The sequence below is a fragment of the Rhizobium arsenicireducens genome (genome assembly GCF_964021225.1).
This window is the reverse complement of the sequence record NZ_CAXHYK020000001.1, coordinates 3,884,440-3,905,237: the sequence shown is the minus strand read 5'-3', so window position 1 is coordinate 3,905,237 and position 20,798 is coordinate 3,884,440. Positions and strand designations below refer to the sequence as shown.

General features: G+C 62.2%; 18 protein-coding genes and 2 pseudogenes. 5 read left to right on the top strand and 15 right to left on the bottom strand.

Features of this window, described 5'->3' with window-relative positions:
• Window positions 1-58: 58 nt before the first annotated feature.
• From ACWPVA_RS19100 to sdhC, 10 genes are all read right to left on the bottom strand, one after another.
• Window positions 59-3,055 (bottom strand): 2-oxoglutarate dehydrogenase E1 component, encoded by a 2,997-nt coding sequence (locus tag ACWPVA_RS19100; RefSeq protein WP_454289171.1) that lies wholly within the window; start codon window positions 3,053-3,055, stop codon window positions 59-61.
• A 162-nt stretch (window positions 3,056-3,217) separates the two neighbouring features.
• Window positions 3,218-4,120, bottom strand: coding sequence for a succinate--CoA ligase subunit alpha (gene sucD / locus ACWPVA_RS19095; protein WP_028737143.1), 903 nt, complete (start codon window positions 4,118-4,120; stop codon window positions 3,218-3,220).
• A gap of 18 nt (window positions 4,121-4,138) precedes the next feature.
• Window positions 4,139-5,332: an ADP-forming succinate--CoA ligase subunit beta gene (gene sucC, locus ACWPVA_RS19090; RefSeq protein ID WP_454289170.1), complete on the bottom strand. Its 1,194-nt coding sequence runs from the start codon at window positions 5,330-5,332 to the stop codon at window positions 4,139-4,141.
• A 32-nt stretch (window positions 5,333-5,364) separates the two neighbouring features.
• Entirely contained in the window at window positions 5,365-6,327 is a 963-nt protein-coding gene (gene mdh, locus ACWPVA_RS19085) for a malate dehydrogenase (protein WP_454289169.1), read from the bottom strand.
• A 184-nt stretch (window positions 6,328-6,511) separates the two neighbouring features.
• Window positions 6,512-7,669, bottom strand: coding sequence for a cell division protein ZapE (gene zapE / locus ACWPVA_RS19080; RefSeq protein WP_454289168.1), 1,158 nt, complete (start codon window positions 7,667-7,669; stop codon window positions 6,512-6,514).
• A 72-nt stretch (window positions 7,670-7,741) separates the two neighbouring features.
• Entirely contained in the window at window positions 7,742-8,266 is a 525-nt protein-coding gene (locus tag ACWPVA_RS19075; RefSeq protein WP_454289167.1) for a protease inhibitor Inh/omp19 family protein, read from the bottom strand.
• Between the two features lie 195 nt (window positions 8,267-8,461).
• Window positions 8,462-9,241 carry a succinate dehydrogenase iron-sulfur subunit gene (locus tag ACWPVA_RS19070; protein ID WP_454289166.1) on the bottom strand — a complete coding sequence of 260 codons (780 nt, stop codon included), beginning with the start codon at window positions 9,239-9,241 and terminating at the stop codon, window positions 8,462-8,464.
• A gap of 19 nt (window positions 9,242-9,260) precedes the next feature.
• Window positions 9,261-11,102, bottom strand: coding sequence for a succinate dehydrogenase flavoprotein subunit (gene sdhA / locus ACWPVA_RS19065; protein ID WP_454289165.1), 1,842 nt, complete (start codon window positions 11,100-11,102; stop codon window positions 9,261-9,263).
• Between the two features lie 4 nt (window positions 11,103-11,106).
• Entirely contained in the window at window positions 11,107-11,487 is a 381-nt protein-coding gene (gene sdhD / locus ACWPVA_RS19060) for a succinate dehydrogenase, hydrophobic membrane anchor protein (protein ID WP_454289164.1), read from the bottom strand.
• 10 nt (window positions 11,488-11,497) lie between these two features.
• Window positions 11,498-11,893 (bottom strand): succinate dehydrogenase, cytochrome b556 subunit, encoded by a 396-nt coding sequence (gene sdhC, locus ACWPVA_RS19055; protein WP_454289163.1) that lies wholly within the window; start codon window positions 11,891-11,893, stop codon window positions 11,498-11,500.
• 299 nt (window positions 11,894-12,192) lie between these two features.
• Here sdhC and ACWPVA_RS19050 point away from each other — a divergent pair, with 299 nt between their 5' ends.
• A complete protein-coding gene (locus ACWPVA_RS19050; protein WP_454289162.1) occupies window positions 12,193-12,561 on the top strand; it encodes a hypothetical protein in 369 nt (122 codons plus the stop codon).
• A gap of 7 nt (window positions 12,562-12,568) precedes the next feature.
• On the opposite strand, the gene ACWPVA_RS19045 is transcribed toward ACWPVA_RS19050, so the two are convergent.
• Genes ACWPVA_RS19045 through tsaD form a run of 5 tightly spaced genes read right to left on the bottom strand, consistent with a single transcriptional unit; the run spans window position 12,569 to window position 16,069 of the window.
• The gene (locus tag ACWPVA_RS19045) at window positions 12,569-13,213 is read right to left on the bottom strand and encodes a class I SAM-dependent methyltransferase (protein WP_454289161.1); all 645 of its coding nucleotides are present in this window, start codon (window positions 13,211-13,213) and stop codon (window positions 12,569-12,571) included.
• A 9-nt stretch (window positions 13,214-13,222) separates the two neighbouring features.
• Entirely contained in the window at window positions 13,223-13,654 is a 432-nt protein-coding gene (locus tag ACWPVA_RS19040) for an EVE domain-containing protein (RefSeq protein ID WP_454289160.1), read from the bottom strand.
• Between the two features lie 7 nt (window positions 13,655-13,661).
• A complete protein-coding gene (locus ACWPVA_RS19035) occupies window positions 13,662-13,955 on the bottom strand; it encodes a YciI-like protein (protein WP_454289159.1) in 294 nt (97 codons plus the stop codon).
• Window positions 13,956-13,985: 30 nt separating this feature from the next.
• Window positions 13,986-14,975, bottom strand: a complete 990-nt coding sequence (locus tag ACWPVA_RS19030) for an NAD(P)H-dependent glycerol-3-phosphate dehydrogenase (protein ID WP_454289158.1) — start codon at window positions 14,973-14,975, stop codon at window positions 13,986-13,988.
• A complete protein-coding gene (gene tsaD, locus ACWPVA_RS19025) occupies window positions 14,972-16,069 on the bottom strand; it encodes a tRNA (adenosine(37)-N6)-threonylcarbamoyltransferase complex transferase subunit TsaD (protein WP_454289157.1) in 1,098 nt (365 codons plus the stop codon). Before tsaD ends, ACWPVA_RS19030 begins: the two co-directional genes overlap by 4 nt.
• Window positions 16,070-16,142: 73 nt before the next feature.
• Here tsaD and hemC point away from each other — a divergent pair.
• The 4 genes and pseudogenes from hemC (at window position 16,143) to ACWPVA_RS19005 (ending at window position 20,789) form a co-directional block, all read left to right on the top strand.
• A pseudogene (gene hemC / locus ACWPVA_RS19020) lies at window positions 16,143-17,073 on the top strand (hydroxymethylbilane synthase).
• A 3-nt stretch (window positions 17,074-17,076) separates the two neighbouring features.
• On the top strand, window positions 17,077-17,802 hold the full coding sequence (locus ACWPVA_RS19015; RefSeq protein ID WP_454289156.1) for a uroporphyrinogen-III synthase: 726 nt from the start codon (window positions 17,077-17,079) through the stop codon (window positions 17,800-17,802).
• An 88-nt stretch (window positions 17,803-17,890) separates the two neighbouring features.
• Window positions 17,891-19,180 carry a COG4223 family protein gene (locus tag ACWPVA_RS19010; RefSeq protein WP_454289155.1) on the top strand — a complete coding sequence of 430 codons (1,290 nt, stop codon included), beginning with the start codon at window positions 17,891-17,893 and terminating at the stop codon, window positions 19,178-19,180.
• A gap of 12 nt (window positions 19,181-19,192) precedes the next feature.
• Window positions 19,193-20,789: pseudogene (locus ACWPVA_RS19005) on the top strand (heme biosynthesis HemY N-terminal domain-containing protein).
• Window positions 20,790-20,798 lie beyond the last annotated feature (9 nt).

Genomic DNA, 20,798 nt, shown 5'->3' with positions numbered 1-20,798 from the left:
TCTCAATTCCGTTGATCAGAGAATGTTTCTGTCGATGGTGTCTCGGCGGTGGGAGGCATCAGCCCCCCAGCGCATCCTCAAGGAAGGCTTCGAGCTGAGCGAGATGCTTGGACATCAGGCCCGTCGCCGGCGAAGCGGCGGCCGGACGGCCGGTGTAACGCACACGCTGGTACTTGGCATCGATGTGGGCAAGCACCCATTCGAGATACGGGTCGATAAATGACCACGCACCCATGTTCTTCGGCTCTTCCTGACACCATACCATCTCCGCGTTGCGAAAACGCGAAAGTTCGTTGATCAGCGCCTTCGCCGGGAACGGATAGAGCTGTTCGATGCGCAGCAGGTAGACATCGTCGATGCCGCGCTTCTCGCGCTCTTCGAGAAGGTCGTAGTAAACCTTGCCCGTGCACATCACGACGCGACGGATCTTGTTGTCCTTCTGCAGCTTGATCGGGCCATCCTTGATGATCTCGGCATCGTCCCACAACAGGCGGTGGAACGAGCTTTCGCCGGCCATTTCCGACAGGCTTGAGACAGCACGCTTGTGGCGCAACAACGACTTCGGCGTCATCAGGATGAGCGGCTTGCGGAAATCGCGTTTCACCTGGCGACGCAGGATGTGGAAATAGTTGGCCGGCGTCGTGACGTTGGCGACCTGCATGTTGTCTTCGGCGCACATCTGCAGCCAGCGTTCGAGGCGGGCCGACGAATGCTCCGGACCTTGGCCTTCATAGCCGTGCGGAAGGAGGCAGACGAGACCCGACATACGCAGCCACTTGCGTTCGCCCGACGAGATGAACTGGTCGAAGACGACCTGTGCACCGTTTGCGAAGTCGCCGAATTGGGCTTCCCACAGGGTGAGCGCATTCGGACGGGCGAGCGAATAGCCGTATTCGAAGCCGAGCACGGCCTCTTCGGACAGCATCGAGTTGATGACCTCGTAGCGGCCCTGGTTAGGCGCAAGGTTGGCGAGCGGGATGAAGCGATCTTCGGTTTCCTGATCGTAGAGAACCGAATGACGCTGCGAGAAAGTGCCGCGTTCGCAATCCTGGCCGGACAGGCGGATCTTGGTGCCTTCAACACAGAGTGAGCCGAAGGCAAGGGCTTCGCCCATCGCCCAGTCGATCCCCTCGCCCGTCTCGATCATCTGAGCACGATTAGCCATGAAACGCTGGATCGTGCGGTGCGCCTTGAAGCCTTCCGGGATGGTCGACAGCTTGCGGCCGACTTCCTTGAGCGACTTCATCGGGACGGCGGTCTTGCCGCGGCGTTGTTCGTCGGCATTGTCAGCGGCGCGCAGACCCGACCACTGGCCGTCAAGCCAATCAGCCTTGTTCGGCTTGTAGGACTGCCCCGCTTCGAATTCCTGCTCGAGATTAGCGCGCCAGTCGGCCTTCATCTTCTCGAATTCGCCCTCGGAGATGAGGCCTTCGGCGATCAGGCGCTCGGCATAGAGCTGAACGACGGTCTTGTGGGCGCGGATCGCCTTGTACATCTTCGGCTGGGTAAACGCCGGCTCGTCGCCTTCGTTATGGCCGAAGCGGCGGTAGCAGAACATGTCGATCACGACCGGCTTGTGGAACTTCATCCGGTATTCGGTTGCAATCTTCGCGGCGTAGGTGACCGCTTCCGGATCGTCGCCATTGACGTGGAAGATCGGCGCCTCGATCATCTTGGCAACGTCGGACGGATAAGGCGACGAGCGCGAGAAGGCCGGATTGGTGGTGAAGCCGATCTGGTTGTTGATGATGAAATGCATCGTGCCGGCAACACGGTGACCGCGCAGGCCCGAAAGACCGAGGATTTCGGCCACGACCCCCTGGCCAGCAAAGGCCGCGTCGCCGTGCAGTAGCAGCGGCAGCACCTTGGAGCGCTCGGAAAGCGGAACGATGTCGCCGTCCCAGACCTTGGCGAGTTGGTCCTGCTTGGCGCGGGCCTTGCCCATCACGACCGGGTTGACGATTTCCAGGTGCGACGGGTTGGCCGTCAACGACAGATGAACCTTGTTGCCGTCGAATTCTCGGTCGGAAGACGCACCGAGATGGTACTTCACGTCGCCTGAACCTTCGACTTCGTCCGGCTTGAAGGAGCCGCCCTTGAACTCGTGGAACACGGCACGATGCGGCTTCGCCATCACATTGGTGAGAACGTTCAAGCGGCCACGATGGGCCATGCCGAACACGATCTCCTCAAGGCCTTCCTGGCCGCCGCGCTTGATGATTTGCTCCAGCGCCGGGATAAGCGCCTCGCCGCCGTCCAGACCGAAACGCTTGGTTCCCTTGTACTTGACGTCGATGAACTGCTCGAAACCCTCGGACTCGATCAGCTTTTGCAGGATCGCCTTCTTGCCGTTCGCCGTGAATTCGACGCCCTTGTCCGGGCCTTCGATCCGCTCCTGGATCCAGTGTTTTTCTTCTGGATTGGAAATATGCATGAATTCGACGCCGAGCGTCGAACAATAGGTCCGCTTCAGGATGTCAAGCATCTCCGGAATGGTCGCGTATTCGAGACCAAGCACGTTGTCGATGAAGATCTTGCGGTTATAGTCGGCATCGGTGAAGCCGTAGGCGGTCGGTGACAGCTCGTTGTAGTCCTCGACAGGCGCGGCAAGACCCAACGGATCGAGATTGGCATGAAGATGGCCTCGCATGCGATAGGCCCGGATCATCATGATGGCCCGGACAGAATCACGTGTCGCCTGAAGGACGTCAGCCTCATTCGCCAGCGTGCCGCTGGCTGCGGCGGCAGCTTCTGCTTTGGCCTTGACCTTGGTTTCGATGGCCTTCTCGACCACGCCCCAATTGCCGTCAAGCGCGGAAACGAGGTCGCCCTGAGCGGCGATCGGCCAGTTCTTGCGTTGCCAGGAAGCGCCCGCGGCAGCCTTCTTCACATCGGCCGGATTCTCGGCGAGCGCCTTGAAAAAGGCCTGCCATTCGTCCGGTACGGAAGTCGGATCGTCCTCGTAACGCGCGTGGAGCTGCTCGATATAGGCAGCGTTCGAACCGTCGAGGAACGACGTGATCTGAAACTGCTCGTTGGCTTCTTGCCTTGCCATGGTGTCTTGCGAGCGTTTCCGCCCGCCTCCCGACTTGAGGTGATGACCGGGGACCGGTCTGCCGCTTGCTTGGACCGCCCCGTGCGATCCAGTTCCTAAAACGCCAAATCAGGCAGGCGGACCACATGCATGGTCCCCCTGCCTGGTAGTAGTTAAGTGGTCTCAGCCCTTGAGGACTTCAACCAGCGTCTTGCCCAGGCGAGCCGGGGAAGGCGAAACCTTGATGCCGGCCGCTTCCATGGCCTCGATCTTCGATTCCGCGTCGCCTTTGCCGCCGGAGACGACTGCACCGGCATGACCCATGGTGCGGCCCTTCGGAGCGGTCCGGCCGGCGATGAAGCCTGCCATCGGCTTCTTGCGGCCCTTCTTGGCTTCGTCGATGAGGAACTGCGCCGCATCTTCTTCAGCCGCGCCACCGATTTCGCCGATCATGATGATCGACTGCGTGGCCTCGTCCGCCAGGAACAGTTCCAGGACGTCGATGAACTCGGTGCCCTTGACCGGGTCGCCGCCGATGCCGACGGCCGTCGTCTGGCCAAGGCCTTCGTTCGAGGTCTGGAACACGGCTTCGTAGGTCAGCGTGCCGGAGCGCGAAACGATGCCGACCGAACCCTTGCGGAAGATCGAGCCCGGCATGATGCCGATCTTGCATTCTTCCGGCGTCAGGATGCCCGGGCAGTTGGGGCCGAGCAGGCGGGACTTGGAGCGGTCGAGGCGAGCCTTGACGCGCACCATGTCCATGACCGGGATGCCTTCGGTGATGCAGGTGATGAACGGGATCTCGGCTTCGATCGCCTCGATGATCGCATCTGCGGCACCGGCCGGGGGCACGTAGATCACGGTCGCGTCGGCGCCGGTCTTTTCCTTGCCTTCTGCGACGGTGGCAAAGATCGGCAGGCTTTCGCCCTTGGAGCCGGTCCAGGTTTCGCCGCCCTTCTTCGGATGGATACCGCCGACCATCTGGGTGCCGTAGTAGGCCAGAGCCTGCTCGGTGTGGAAGGTACCGGTCTTGCCGGTCAGGCCCTGCACGAGGACCTTGGTGTTCTTGTTGACGAGAATCGACATTGTTTCCGGTCCTTCAAATTAGCCGTTGATCGCCGCAACGATCTTCTTCGCCGCGTCGTCCAGATCGTCAGCGGCGGTGATCGCCAGACCGGACTCGTTCAGGATCTTCTTGCCGAGCTCGACATTGGTGCCTTCGAGACGCACGACGAGCGGAACCTTCAGACCGACTTCCTGGACGGCTGCGACAACGCCCTCGGCGATGACATCACACTTCATGATGCCGCCGAAGATGTTGACGAGAATGCCCTCGACCTTCGGGTCGGCGGTGATGATCTTGAAGGCAGCAGCAACCTTCTCCTTGCCGGCACCGCCGCCGACGTCACAGAAGTTCGCCGGCTCTTTGCCATACAGCTTGATGATGTCCATCGTCGCCATGGCGAGACCGGCACCGTTGACCATGCAGCCGATATTGCCGTCGAGCGCGACATAGGCGAGATCCCACTTGGAGGCCTCGATTTCCTTGGCATCTTCTTCGGTCTCATCGCGCAGCGCGCGCACGTCGTCATGGCGGAACAGCGCATTGCCGTCGAACGACATCTTGGCGTCGAGAACGCGCAGGTGGTCATTCTTCATGACGATCAGCGGGTTAACCTCGAGGAGCGCCATATCCTTCTCGACGAAGGCCTTGTAGAGCGCCGGGAAGAGCGACTTTGCGTCTTCGGCGGCAGCACCGGTCAGCTCGAGAGCCTTGGAGATGGCGGCGATGTCGGCAGCCGTCACGCCGGCTTCCGGGTCGATGGCGATGGTGTGGATCTTCTCGGGCGTGTCATGGGCGACAGCCTCGATGTCCATGCCGCCTTCGGTCGAAACGACGAAGGCGACGCGGCCGACGGAGCGGTCGACCAGCAGCGAGCAGTAAAGCTCGCGAGCGATGTCGGCGCCGTCTTCGATGTAGAGGCGGTTGACCTGCTTGCCGGCTTCGCCGGTCTGGGCCGTCACCAGCGTATTGCCGAACATTTCCTTGGCGTGAGCCTTGGCTTCGTCGATCGAGAAGGCGAGGCGAACGCCGCCCTTGGCGTCGGGGCCGAGTTCCTTGAACTTGCCCTTGCCGCGACCGCCGGCATGGATCTGGCTCTTGACCACGTAGAGCGGGCCGGGAAGCGACTTGGCGGCCGCTTCGGCTTCTTCCGCCGAGAAGATCGCCACACCTTCGGCAACCGGTGCGCCATAGCCCTTCAGCAGAGCCTTGGCCTGATATTCATGAATGTTCATCGTCTAGTCCCTAGTTCTGGGCCGAGTGGCGGTTACTTGAGGGCGGGGGCGATATTGATGCAGGCTTCGCAGAGGCCGGCCACCGCGCCGACGGACTTCTGGAAGGCTTCTTCTTCGGCCTTGTTGAATTCAACTTCGATGATGCGCTCCACGCCCCCGGCGCCGATGATCGTCGGCACGCCGACATACATGTCCTTCACGCCGTACTGGCCCGAAAGATAGGCGGCGCAGGGCAGGACGCGCTTCTTGTCCTTGAGGTAGGATTCTGCCATTTCGATCGCCGAGGCGGCCGGCGCATAGTAGGCCGAGCCGGTCTTCAGCAGACCGACGATTTCGGCGCCGCCGTCACGGGTACGCTGGATGATTTCTTCGAGACGTTCCTTGGTGACCCAGCCCATCTTGACGAGGTCGGTGAGCGGAATGCCGCCAACGGTCGAGTAGCGGGCGAGCGGCACCATTGTGTCGCCGTGACCGCCGAGAACGAAGGCGGTGACGTCCTGAACCGAAACCTTGAATTCTTCCGAGAGGAACAGGCGGAAGCGGGCGCTATCGAGAACGCCAGCCATGCCGACAACCTTGTTGGCCGGCAGGCCGGAGAACTTCTGCAACGCCCAGACCATGGCATCGAGCGGATTGGTGATGCAGATCACGAAGGCGTTGGGGGCATATTTCTTGATGCCGGCGCCGACCTGTTCCATGACTTTGAGGTTGATGCCGAGCAGGTCGTCGCGGCTCATGCCCGGCTTGCGGGCGACACCGGCGGTGACAATGCAGACGTCAGCGCCTTCGATGGCGGCATAGTCGCTGGAGCCGGTCAGCTTGGCATTGAAGCCTTCGACCGGCGAGGACTGGGCAATGTCGAGGCCCTTGCCCTGCGGGATACCGTCGGCGATGTCGAACAGGACAATATCGCCCAACTCCTTGAGGCCGGCGAGATGCGCCAGCGTTCCACCAATCATTCCAGAACCGATAAGAGCGATCTTGTTGCGCGCCATTGGAGTGCTTCCTTTTAGATCCAAAACAAAAGCTGACAGCTATAATTAGCCGGGCATTGTGAAAGATCGCATAGCGACAGTTGAGTAAAACTGCAACTCATTATTTCGAGGGCAGTATTTTCAATCGGTTAGATGATAAAACTTTTACGTAAACGTCAAATAAATGAACCCAATTCATGATCAATCAGGCGCGGTTCCCGACGTGAAGCGCCAAATAGTCGGCGCTGCGCATTTCAAACAGCCGTGAGACAGTACGATCAAATTCGAAACCTTCGGTTCCCTTTTTCTCCGTGAGAATTTGCTCTGGCATCGCGGCGGCAGATGCGAACAACCGAACGGTCGCGTCGTAGAGTGAATTGACAAGAATAATAAAGCGTTTCGTCTCGTTGCGCTTGGACGGCCCGAGTTGCGGGATATGGTCGATGAAGACGACATCGAACCGGCGTGCGATCTCCAGATAATCGGAGGCGCCGAGAGGTTTCTCACAGAGCTCTCCGAACGAGAAGCGCGCGGCGCGGCCGACGGCACGCGGCACAGGTACGACACGCCCCTTCATCTCGATCTCGGTCGGCACCTCGGGGCGTCCCTCCGTGATCCGCTGCCAGGCCAGGTTCATCAGACGGTCCGCGTCCGCATCGAGCGGCGCCACATAGACGGGCAGGCTCTCAAGCTTCTCCAGCCGGTAGTCGGTGGGAGAATCGAGCGTCGTCACCTCGACGTGGCGTTGCAGCAGCGCGATGAAGGGCAGGAACAGCCCGCGGTTGAGTCCGTCGCGGTAAAGATTGCCGGGCTCGACATTCGACGTGGCGACGAGCGTGCAGCCCCGGGCAAAGAGCTCGGTGAAAAGCCTGGATAGAATCATGGCGTCGGCAATATCGGTGACGGTGAACTCATCGAAACACAGGAGTTCGGCCTCCTCGCGCAACGCGGCAGCCACCGGGGGGACAGGGTCGGCCTGCCGTGTCTCGCCGTTCTTCAGTTTGATCCGGTGGGCGTGAATACGGGCATGCACGTCGGCCATGAATTCGTGGAAATGAGCACGCCGCTTCTTCTCGACCGGAGCCATCTTGAAGAACAGGTCCATCAGCATGGTCTTGCCGCGACCGACGCTGCCATGAACATAGAGGCCGCGGACCGGCTGAAGCGGCTTGCGTTTCTGCGCAAACATCCAGCCGAGCGCACTCTTCTTGGCGGCCGGCCTACGCTGCTTCATCTCCTGGAGAATGCGGTCGAGGTGATTGGCCACCAACATCTGGGCCTTGTCGGCCTTCAGCGTGCCGGCCTCAGTCATCGAACGCAAGTGCTCGGCGACGCTCATCGCATAGTCGGGGATGGGCTGCATGCGCAGGCTCCGCTTGGGCAGACCTGCGGCGTCGCCGGAGCGACCGCCGCAGGTCCTATGAATGGTGGAGATTTAGCGGCTGAGACTGATCGGCTGACCGGTATTGGTCGTGCCGTCATAACGCGCGTCGGCGGTCTTGTAGAGGCGCCCGAGCACATTGCCGCTGCGGTCCTTGAGGACAACCTGCCGGCCGGCGACTTCCCAGGACCCCATGGCCGTCAGCGGACCAGCGCATCCGCGCGTACCTCCACGCGAACCACTGCCGAGATTGGTCAGCGTCAGGAACATGTCGCACGAGGCGCCGGCATTGGAAACACGCCAGTTGCCGACCATCGATTCCTTGGTAACGTCGAGAGCCGTAGCAGGAACAGCGTCAATGGCGGCGGTCTGGGTTCCCGGAGCGGGGGCAGCAGGGAACCCCGACGGCGAGGTCGTACCGGGCGGCGGTAGTTGTCCCGACTGGACGGAGGGAACGGGTTGAGCTTCTAGCGGCGGGAGGGTCGAGGAACTGGATTCAAATCCGCTGTAGGACGTACGCTGGCAGCCCGCCAGAGACAGAAGGATCGCGACGCCCGTCGCCGCATGTTTCAACTTCATCATCACACTCCCGGTTGACCGCGTAAGGCCGGTTGTCGTCCCGAAACAAGGCGGAATTATCGCGAAAGGGACGATCAAATCAAGACACTAGCAAATATACGAAACGGCGGGACCTCCAATGGAAATCCTCGCCGGTCCGCAATTACATGGGTCGCAACTGCTAAAATGCAACCCGCATGCTACCTGTCGTGCCGATCATACGCGGCGTTCGACCATCATCTTCTTGATCTCGGCGATCGCCTTGGCTGGGTTCAGACCCTTGGGACAGGTCTGCGCGCAGTTCATAATGGTGTGGCAGCGATAGAGACGGAAGGGATCTTCCAGGTTGTCCAGACGCTCGCCGGTCGCTTCGTCTCTGGAGTCGATCAGCCAGCGATAGGCCTGCAGCAGGACGGCCGGACCGAGATAGCGGTCGCCGTTCCACCAATAGCTCGGACAGGAGGTCGAGCAGCACGCGCAAAGGATGCACTCGTAGAGGCCGTCGAGCTTCTGGCGGTCCTCGTGGCTCTGCTTCCACTCCTTGGCCGGCGGAGGAGAAACCGTCTTCAGCCAGGGCTCGATAGAGCGGTGCTGGGCGTAGAAGTTGGTCAGATCCGGCACGAGATCCTTGACCACCGGCAGATGCGGCAACGGATACACCTTCACGGTGCCGCCGATCTCGTCCATGCCCTTGGTGCAGGCGAGCGTGTTGGTGCCATCGATGTTCATGGCGCAGGAACCACAAATGCCTTCGCGGCAGGAGCGGCGCAGCGTCAGCGTCGGATCAATATTGTTCTTGATGTACAAGAGACCATCGAGAACCATCGGGCCGCAGTCATCGATATCGATATAATAGGTATCGATGCGCGGGTTCTGGCCGTCATCCGGGTTCCAGCGATAGATCCGGTACTCGCGGACGTTCTTGGCGCTGGCCGGCTTCGGCCAGACCTTGCCTTCACTGATCTGCGAATTCTTCGGAAGAGCGAGTTCAACCATGTCCAGTTCCTCTTCGAGATCAGTAGACGCGGGCCTTGGGCGCGATCTTGTAGGGATCGATGCCTTCGGCGATCAGGTCGGTGTGGACCGGACGATAGTCGAGCTTCACGTCGCCCGCCTCAGAGACCCAGGCAAGCGTATGCTTGCGCCAGTTCTCGTCGTCACGACCGGCGAACGGGCCGCTGGTATAGTCTTCGCGCGCATGGCTGCCGCGGCTTTCCTTGCGCGCTTCGGCGCCGTAGACCGTGGTGATGGCGTTGGCCATCAGGTTGTGCAGTTCGAGCGTTTCGACGAGGTCAGAGTTCCAGACCAGAGAGCGGTCGGTAACCTTGACGTCCGGCAGTTCCTTCCAGATGGCCGAGATGCGGCGGCAGCCGCTTTCCAGCGCTTCCTGGGTACGGAACACGGCAGCGTCTTCCTGCATGGCGCGCTGCATCTTGTCGCGCAGCACCGCCGTCGGCGTCGAGCCGGACGCGTTCCGCAGGCTGTCAAAGCGCTCCATGATCTTGTCGCAGGCGGCGATGTCGAGCGCCGGAACCGGCTCGGACTTGTCGATCACCTGGCCGGCGCGGATGGCCGCGGCACGACCGAACACCACGAGGTCGATCAGCGAGTTGGAGCCGAGGCGGTTTGCACCGTGAACGGATGCACAGCCGGCTTCACCAACCGCCATAAGGCCGGGCGCAACGCGTCCCGGATTGTTGGCATCTGCGTTCAGCACTTCGCCCCAATAGTTGGTCGGTATGCCGCCCATGTTGTAGTGGACGGTCGGCAGGACAGGGATCGGCTCACGGGTCACATCGACGCCGGCGAAGATCTTCGCAGATTCCGAGATGCCCGGCAGGCGTTCGTGCAAGACGGCCGGATCGAGATGGTCGAGATGCAGGAAGATGTGGTCCTTGTTCTTGCCGACGCCGCGGCCTTCACGAATTTCCAGCGTCATGCAACGCGAGACGACGTCGCGCGAAGCAAGATCCTTGGCCGACGGTGCATAGCGCTCCATGAAGCGCTCGCCCTCGGAGTTGACCAGGTAACCGCCTTCTCCGCGCGCGCCTTCGGTGATCAGACAGCCGGCACCATAGATGCCGGTCGGGTGGAACTGCACGAACTCCATGTCCTGGAGCGGTAGGCCGGCGCGGGCGATCATACCGCCACCGTCGCCGGTGCAGGTATGGGCCGAGGTTGCCGAGAAGTAGGCGCGACCATAACCGCCGGTCGCCAGCACCACCATCTTCGCCGAGAAGCGATGGATTGTACCGTCATCAAGGTTCCAGGCGACAACACCGGTGCAGCGCCCGTCGGGCGCCATGATCAGGTCGAGCGCGAAATACTCGATGAAGAATTCCGCATTGTTGCGCAGCGACTGGCCATAAAGCGTGTGCAGGATGGCATGACCGGTACGGTCGGCGGCCGCGCAGGTGCGCTGCACCGGCGGGCCTTCGCCGTAGTTCTGCATGTGGCCGCCGAACGGGCGCTGGTAAATCTTGCCTTCCTCGTTGCGCGAGAAGGGAACGCCGTAGTGCTCGAGCTCATAGACAGCCTTCGGCGCTTCCATGGCGAGATACTGCATGGCATCGACGTCGCCGAGCCAGTCGGAACCCTTGACGGTATCGTAAAGGTGCCACTGCCAGCAGTCCGGCGTCATGTTGGTGAGCGACGCGGCGATGCCACCCTGCGCCGCAACGGTGTGCGAGCGGGTCGGGAAGACCTTGGTGATGCAGGCGGTCTTGAAGCCCTGTTCGGCCATGCCGAGCGTGGCGCGCAGGCCGGCGCCGCCGGCACCGACGACGACCACGTCATATGAGTGGTCGACATACTTGTATGCCTTGCCGTTCTGGGCGGGAGAGTTGATCGGTGCCATGGGATTATCCTACGAATGCGATCTTCAGAAGGGCGAAAAGACAGAGCCCGCCGATCAGGATCGCGAAGAACATGTTGAGCATCAACAGGGCGATCTTGGTGAGCTCCTGATGGACGTAGTCCTCGATGATCACCTGCATGCCGAGCTTCATGTGAATGACGCCGGACAGGACGACCAGGCCCATAACCACGGCGACGACCGGATTGGCCAGCGCGCTCACGACTTCCACATAGGGAGCGCCGCCATAGCAGACCAGGAAGCCGATGAAGAAGAAGATGAGCGGAATATTGGCGACGGCCGTGACCCGCTGACGCCAGAAGTGTTCCGTACCTTCCTTGGCCGAGCCGAGGCCTCGTACCTTACCGAGCGGAGTGCGCATATCCATATTCGTCACCTCAGGAACGGACGGCGTAGGCAATCGCCCACACGAGAACGGTCAGCACCACCGAGCCAATAATGTTGGCCTTGGCCAGCTTGGTGGAGAAATGCTTGTCGAAGCCATAGCCGACGTCCCACATCAGGTGGCGAAGCCCGCCAAGCATGTGGTGAAGCAAGGCCCAGGTGTAACCGAACAGCACAAGCCGGCCGATGATCGTCCCCATGAACCAGCTGACCCAATCGAAATAGGCAGCACCAGTCGAGGCGGCGATCAGCCACCAGGCAACCAGGATCGTACCAAAATAGAGCGCCGCACCGGTGATACGATGCAGGATCGACATCACCATGGTGGGAATCGGCTTGTAGATTTGCAGATGCGGCGACAAGGGCCGGTTATTTGTCAGATTCGCCATCAGGACCTCGCGGCGTTTCAATGCGTTCCGAATTCTCGGACATCCTCCGGGCAATGCTTTGATCCCGAGCGGGTGCATTGCATCAGTCGCGAGGTTTAATCGCCGAAATGACTGACGACAAGCCCATTCGCCCCCCGATTCGAATTTAATCGATTGGGTTGAATAGAACTTTATGCCAAGACGCGATGAATAATGACGTTTCGCCAAAAAAATACGGACGGCAATGACTTTACCGGAGAAATCGGGCATGGTGATCTTAACAGTTTGTTAACCACCGAGATACCGATGGAGAGGCACTCATGGTCACGCGTCTTGCCCGTCCCGTAATGGTTATAGCCGGCACTCTGCCGTTTATCGTGACGGCCACGGCGCTTGAGGCCGGCGAGTACCGTCGCTCGCCGCACTGGTCTGGTCATGACCGCCCCTATCAGCAAAGTATAGTCGGCGGCGCGGGGCTTCCTTCGGTCGTTCCAGGCATCGGAACCTTCGCCGGATCGATTTCCGCCGTCCGAGTTCGCGGCGCCGGGATCTACTTCGCCATTGAGGGATCCCGCGGCGATGTCATCTCATATCGCCCACCGACGGCAAAGATCATCGAGATCAACGCCGAGACGGACGACAGCGCCTGCTCCTACGAGGCCGGCGTCTGTGTTATCCGCCCTAAGTAAAACCCGGTCAGCGGAAGCGCCAGACCGTCGTACTTTTCAATTCGCTGTCCTCAAGAACGCGTGTGACCGGCACCTCATGGGTAGAGAGTGCTTCGAGCCGCTCGTTCGGGCAATAGCTTCGCCCGGGATCGCCGACCAGAACCCGCTTCCCGCCCGCGGTGAGGCTTCCGAACCATTCGGTCAGTGAACTGGCAAAATCACGATCATAGAAAACGTCTCCTGCCAATACGATGTCGGCCTCGACGAGGCGGCCGATTAGGTCCTCGCTGGTAAAGCCGATCTCCACGCCGTTTTCGTGCGCGTTGAGCCGAACCGCCGTACCCGCCCAAGGGTCGATGTCGGCGGCAATCACCTCGCTCGCCCCGGCAAGTCTCGCCGCGATCGCGACCAGTCCTGAGCCACTGGCGAAATCAAGCACGCGCTTGCCGCGCACCTCTTCCGGATGATCCAGGATATAGCGGGCGAGCCCCTGCCCGCCAGCCCAGGCGAAGGCCCAGAACGGCGGCGGCAGACCGATCTCCTCGAGATCCGCTTCTGTCTTCAGCCAGAGGTCATGGACCTCGTTGGCGAGCCGCAAGCGGATTTCCGGCACATGCGGTGGCGCCATCAGGCTAGTGTTTGCGCGAATGAAGGTCTCAGGGTCGGTGTTCAAGCCATTTCCTCACCTCGGCGGATTGTCGAGGTCGCCCATGCGGCAGACTTCGAGATATTCCTCTTCCGTCACCGGCTGGACCGACAACCGCATCGAGGTGACCAGCGCCATCTCGGCCAGCTTCGGATTGGCCTTGACGTCCTTCAGCGAGACCGGCTTCGGCATGTCGCAGACCGCACGGATATCGACGCAGTCCCAACGGGCATCACCCTCGGCGGTTGAATCCGGATGGGAAAGCCCGCAGACCTCCGCGATGCCGACCACTTCCAGCCCCTCGTTCGAGTGGTAGAAGAAGCCCTTGTCGCCGATCTTCATGGCCCGCATGTTATTGCGCGCCAGATAATTGCGAACGCCCGTCCATTCCTCGCCGGCCTCACCCTTGGCCTTCTGCATTTCCCAGGACCACTTGAAGGGTTCGGACTTGAAAAGCCAGTATGCCATGTCCGCCTTACGCCTCCGGATTGTTGAAGACCCAGTTGTAGGGCTTGATCTCGACATGGGCGAAGAGGCCGGCCTTGGCATAGGGATCCTCGGAAGCAATCGCCTTGGCGCCCTCGATATCGTCGGCGGCGATCAGCAGCATCGAACCGCAGGGCTTGCCGTCGGCATCGAGGAATGGACCGCCGATCTTCAGCGTGCCGGCGGAGTTGAGGCCGTTCAGCCACTCCACATGGGTCGGGCGCGTTTCCATCCGGACGTTGAGATGTCCGGGCTTGTCGGTGCAGATCACTGCAAACAGCATGTTCATGTCTCCCTTGGTTCTAACAACGGGTCACTCGGTGGTGATCGGTCGCGACATCAGTTGCTCGATGGCCATCGGAATATCGAGGCTTCCTTCGATAATCGCAGCGACAGCATCGGTGATCGGCATGCTGACCGAAAGCCCCTCGGCCAGCCGCGAGGCGACGGCGGCGGCAAAGGCACCCTCGACCAGCTGGCCCCGCGAGAAATCGATCGGCTCGCCGCGCCCAAGCGCAATGCCGAAACGCAGGTTGCGCGACTGGTGGCTGGTGGCGGTCAGGACCAGGTCGCCGAGTCCGGACAGGCCGCGAACGGTATCTGCCTTGCCGCCCATGGCCGTCACCAGCCTCGACATCTCCGCAAGGCCGCGCGAAATGAGCGCGGCGCGGGCGGAATCGCCCAGCCCCATGCCTTCGACAATGCCGCAAGCGATCGCCAGCACATTCTTCAACGCGCCACCGAGTTGAACGCCGATGCGGTCATCGGAAGCGTAAAGTCGGAAGGTCCGGCCGGAAATCGCATGCGCCAATCGCTCGGCAACGGCGAGGTCGGCCGCCGCGATCGCCATCGCCGTCGGCAAGCCGCCGGCGATGTCGGCGGCAAAGCCCGGGCCGGACAGCGCTGCCACGGGATGATTCGGCAATGCGTCTTCAAGCACGTCGGTCAGAAGCCGGGTGCTGCTGCGGTCTATGCCCTTGGCGCAGGTGACCACCGTCACACCCTCACGGAGAAAGGGTCCATATTGTGCGGCCGCGTCCGCCTGGGCCTGCGACGGCATGGCGAAGAGCACAATCTCGGCCGTGGTGATCACGTCGGGATCGGCAGAGAACTGCAAGGCGTCCGGCAGGCGGATTCCCGGCAGCGCGGCCTCGTGCACGCGCGTGGCCTGAAGATCGGCGATCAGCGCGGCGTCACGGCCGACAAGCATCGTCTCGACCCTGCCTTCGGATGCCATGACGGCGGCCAGCGCCGTGCCGAACGCACCCGATCCGATGACGGCAATGCTGTTCGTTCCGCTCATGCCTTTGCTCCCCGCTTGCCATAGGCGAGCAAGGCCTTTGCCTCGCCGTCCAGCGGCCAGCGCGAACGCGGCTGGACGTCGAGCGGATCCGCCGCCATACCGAGCGCCATGCGTTCAAGCCCCGCCCAGGCGATCATCACGGCATTGTCCGTGCACAAGTGGTACGGTGGCGCAACGAAGCGGAAGCCGTGCCGGTCGCACAGCGATTGCAGCGTGCGGCGCAGTTCCTGGTTGGCAGCGACCCCGCCGGCCACCACCAGCGCCGGAATGCCGTCGTGCTGCGGGAACTCGCCGAGGAACCGCTGCAGACCGCGGCCGATCCGGTCGTCGAGCGTACGCGAGATGGCCCGCTGGAAGGAGGCGCAAATGTCCGAAATATCCTGATCGCTGACCGGGGCGATGCCTTCGGCCGCCTGACGAACGGCAGTCTTCAGACCGGAGAAGGAAAAGTCGAGCCGCGCCTCGCCGACCAGCGGCCGCGGGAAGGTGAAACGTTTGGCATCCCCGGTCGCCGCCGCCTTCTCGACTTCCGGGCCGCCGGGATAAGGCAGACCGAGCAGCTTGGCCGTCTTGTCGAAGGCCTCGCCCAGCGCGTCGTCGATCGTCGTGCCCCAGCGCTCGTAGTCACCGACGCCGCGAATGAGGACGAGTTGGGTATGCCCTCCGGAAACCAGCAGCATCAGGTAGGGAAAGCTCAGACTGTCCGTCAGCCGAGCTGTCAGCGCATGGCCTTCGAGATGATTGATCGCATAAAGCGGCTTGCCCGTCGCCCGCGCGATCGCCTTGCCGGTCATCAGCCCGACAAGAAGGCCTCCGATCAGTCCGGGGCCGGCGGTTGCAGCAATGGCGTCGATGTCGGAGAGCTTCACGTCCGCCCGCGACAGCGCTTCTTCGATCAGACTGTCCAGCGCATCGACATGGGCACGCGCCGCGATTTCCGGCACCACACCACCGTAGGCGCTGTGCTCGTCGAGCTGGCTCAGGACCACATCGGCCTCGATCAGGCCGGTTCCGTCCTCAAAGCGGGAAACGACCGCCGCGGCCGTCTCGTCGCAGCTGGTCTCGATGCCGAGAATGCGCAGTTTGGAGCCCATTTGCCCTGTTCATTGATTGCGATGACCGGGAAACCCGTCTACGAGGACTGTCGGTAACAACGGATCAGACCGGATGCAAACAAAACCTTTCCGCATCGGCACGCGCGGCAGCCCGCTGGCGCTCGCCCAGGCCCATGAGACCCGCGACCGCCTGATGGCCGCCCATGGGCTGAGCGAAGAGATGTTCGAGATCGTCGTGCTTTCGACGCAGGGCGACCGGATCACCGACCGGCCGCTGGCGGAACTGGGCGGCAAGGGTCTGTTCACCGAGGAGATTGAGGCGCAACTGCGCTCCGGTGATCTGGATCTGGCCGTTCACTCTTCGAAGGACATGCCGACCAAGCTGCCTGAAGGCTTGTTTCTCTCCGCCTTCCTGCCGCGCGAGGATGTCCGCGACGCCTTCATCGGCAAGACAGCGCCAAAGCTGACCGAACTGCCGCAGGGCGCCACCGTCGGTTCCGCGTCGCTGCGACGCCAGGCGCTCATCCGTCGCCTGCGCCCAGATCTGAAGGTCATCACCTTTCGCGGTCAGGTCGACACCCGGCTAAGAAAGCTCGCCGAGGGCCAGGCTGACGGCACGATGCTCGCCTATGCCGGGCTCCGGCGCCTGGGCAAGCTCGACGTGCCGACCGAGCTTCCTTGATCCGAAGGACTTCCCACCGGCCCCCGCCCAAGGCGCCATCTGCATCGAGAGCCGCATCGGCGACGACCGGATGACTTCGCTGTTGGCGGCGATCAACGACCGTCGGACCTACGACGCGGTAACATGCGAGCGCGCCTTCCTCGAAGCACTTGACGGCTCCTGCCGCACCCCGATTGCCGGCTATGCGCGCTGCAACGGAGACCAATTGTCCTTCTCGGGCATGATCCTGACGCCGGATGGCTCTCGCTATCATGAGATCGAGATGAACGGAGCCCGCAGCGAAGCGCTCGCGATCGGCCGCACCGCCGGCGAGGCGATCCGCGCCAAGGCCGGTCCCGACTTCTTCGCCAGTTGGAGTTGAGCCATGCGCGTTCTGGTGACGCGCCCCGAACCGGCGGCGAGCCGCACCGCAGCCGAACTCAAGCGGCGGGGCCACGAGCCCCTGCTGCTGCCGCTTACCGTCGCGGAGCATGACAGCGTCGCCTTGTCCAAGGCGCTTTCCCGCCCGCACAGCGCCATCGCCGTCACCAGCGCGGAGGCGATGCGAGCACTGGCGGCCTTGCGCGATACTCCCGCCTCACTTTTTGACATGCCCTGCTTCGCTGTCGGAGAAGCGACCGCACATGCTGCCTGGAAGGCAGGCTTTCATAACACTGTTGCGGGCGACAACGACGGGACGGCGCTCGCGCGGTTGATCGCCGAGCGGATCGGCAAGACCATCAGTCCCGAGCGTCCCGTTCTCTATCTCGCCGGAAGCCCCCGCGCCGCCGGATTCGAAGCAGAGCTTGCCGCACGGACTATTCCGCTCGAAGTCTGCGAGTGTTATCGCATGCGGCCGTTCAAGCCTTCGCTGTCACAAATGGAGCAGGCGCTCGGCACCGGCCCCGTCGATGCGGTCTTGCTTTATTCCAGCGAGAGTGCACGCCATGTGTTCGAATGCACCGTGCTGGATGCGGACCCGTCCCGCTTTGCTAGCACCCGCTTTCTTTGCCTGAGCGAGAAAATTGTCGACGTCGTGCCGGAGCCATTCCGCTCGCAAGCCGAGGCTGCGGCGGTCCCGACAGAGGCATCACTGCTCTCACTACTCTAATGTCTGGCGCCAAATTTGATCTTCGCCCTTTCCTTCCCCCGCCCGACTGACTAGTTTTAGAGGACCGCAGGGAAATGAAGAGGTTGACATGGTTTCCGGAAAGCAGCCCCGCCGCTCGAAGTCGCCGAATGACCCGGTCACCATCGACCTGACGGCCGAATCGGTTGCCAGCGACGGCACGGCACAGCCTGATCAGGCCGACACTCCGAAGGCTTCGGAGGGCGAAGCGTCATTCGGATCCGTCGAGAAGACCGTCGATGAAACCGATCAAGGGGCGGGCCCCGCGTCGACCACCGATGAGTCCGTCCACACCGCGCCCCCCATATCTGAATCTGAAACCGCTTCCGAGCCGCCGGTGGCGAGCACCGACAAGCGTCAATCGCCGCAGTCCCGGCAGCCAGTCAAGGCCGCGCCTACACTGCCTTCATTGATCGCTGCCGGCATTTTCGGTGGGCTTGTCGCCCTCGCCGGTGCGGGCAGCATGCAATATGCGGGCTATTTGCCGGCAGCCACTCCGGATGTCACACCGCCTGCCCCGCCACCTGAAGATATATCTGTCCTCTCCGCCGAGATTGAGGCGCTGAAAACCCAGATTGCCGGCATTGCCAATGCACCGGCCGCCGCTGCGGACCCACGTCTGGAAGAGCGACTGGCCGCGCTGGAGACTGCCGTCACCAACCAGGCCAGCACGACAGCTGACACCGCGGCACTTGACGAATTGCGTCAGAGGCTCGTCCAGACCGACGAGGCACTCGCTGACCTCAAAAGCGAGATCGCCGGCAATGCCACCGCACTTAACGAGACCGAGACCCGCTTGAGCGAACGCCTGGCTGAAGCGGAACAGAAGCTCGATGAGCCAAGAACCGACGTCGAGATGGCCAAGGCGATCGCGCTGACCGCACTGAAATCGGCAACCGAGCGCGGCGGCCCATACATGGCAGAATTGGATGCGCTGGCGAGCATCTCCCCCGACGATCCGATGATCGAAGGGCTCCGCCAGCACGCCGCGACCGGTGTCGCCTCGCGCGCAGAACTCATCCGCAAGTTCGGCGATGTCGCCGACGCTGTTCTCGCGGCGATCCACCAGCCGAACCCCAATGAAGGGATCGGTCAGCGCCTGTTGTCGAGCGCGCTCTCCGTCGTCAAGGTTCGACCGGTCGGCAATGTCGAAGGCGCGACGCCGGAAGCGATCCTCGCCCGCATGGAAGACAAGCTGCAGAACGGCGATCTCAAGGGCGCCGCTCTCGAATGGGAAAGCCTGCCGGATGCCGGCAAGGCTGTCTCGACCGACTATGTGTCGATGCTCAAGACCCGAATCGAAATCGAGGCGCTGGTCGGCGATGCGCTCGCCAGCGTCGTCAGCGGCAAGAAGGGCTGAGGTAGCAAACCCATGCTGAGAATCCTGTTCTTCATCCTGACCATCCTCGCCCTCGGATTCGGCTTCGCCTGGCTCGCTGACCGGCCAGGTTCGCTGTCGATTCTCTGGCAAGGACAGCTGATCGAGATGAGTTTGATGGTCGCAGCCTCAATGCTGCTCGCCATCGTCGCGTCCGTCATGATCTTCTGGTGGTTCGTTCGCACGCTGTGGACATCGCCGCATTCCGTCCGCCGTTTCTTCCGCGCCCGCACCCGTGACCGCGGCTATCAAGCGCTTTCGACCGGCCTGATCGCAGCCGGCGCCGGCAATGCGGCCCTCGCCCACAAAATGAACGCCCGCGCCCGCGGCCTATTGCGCGCGGACCAGGAGCCGCTGATCCTTGTTCTGGAGGCGCAGACCGCGGTGATCGAAGGTCGACATGACGATGCGCGACGTCTCTTCCAGCAGATGGCGGATGATCCGGAAACCCGCGAGCTAGGACTGCGCGGTCTGTATATGGAGGCAGATCGAACTCGGCGCCCATGAAGCGGCACGGCAATACGCCGAAACCGCGGCGGAGGCTGCGCCCTATCTGCCCTGGGCAGCGAAAGCGACGTTGGAATACCGGTGCCGGGTCGGCAATTGGGACGATGCGATCCGCCTGCTCGACCAGCAGCGCGTCGCCCATGTGCTGAACCGCACAGAGGCCGACCGATTGAAGGCTGTGCTGCTGACGGCCAAGGCTGAGGACCAGTTGGAGAGCGAACCTGTCGCCGCCCGCGACAACGCACTCCATGCCCTGAAGCTTGCGAAGGATCTCGTCCCGGCAGCCATCGTCGCGGCCAAGGCCTATCTGCGCGAGGACAATCTGCGCAAAGCTTCAAACGTGCTTGAACAGGTCTGGAAGACCAATCCCCATCCGGAAATCGCCAAAGCCTACCTGCGCGCGCGCAGTGGTGACAGCGCCGCTGACCGTTTGAAACGCGCCGAACGGCTGGAAACGCAGCGCACCAGCAATGTCGAATCGCTGCTGATCGTCGCAGAAGCCGCCCTCGACGCACAGGACTTCAAGAAGGCCCGCGCCAAGGCGGAGGCAGCTGCCCGGATGAGTTCGTCCGAGCGGGTCTACCTTTTGCTCGCCGACATTGAGGAAGCCGAGACTGGCGACCAGGGCCGCATCCGCCACTGGATGGCGCAAGCGTTAAAAGCCGGCCGCGATCCAGCCTGGATAGCCGACGGTTATGTTTCGGACAAATGGCTACCGCTATCGCCGGTGACCGGCCGTCTCGACGCCTTCGAATGGAAGGTGCCCTTCGATCAGCTGGAAGGCCCCGTAGAGGAAGGCGCGGCCAGCAGCGCCGCGATCGCGCTCGAAACCCTGCCGCCTGTCAGTGCCATGGAAATCGAGCCGGCCGCCCCGGTGCCAGCTGCTCCCGCCACCATCCCTGCCCCTGCCGCTGCCTCTGAGATTACCGCACTGGCCGCTCCGGTGACGCAGGCCGTGGATCGAACTGAAAAGAAGGCTAAGCCGGAAGCTGAGCCGTTTTTCGGCCGCCCTCCTGACGATCCCGGTGTTCGCAAGGGCGCCCAGGCACCGGCCGACCCGAAGGCCCGGCTCAGACTGTTTTGAAGGAGAGTG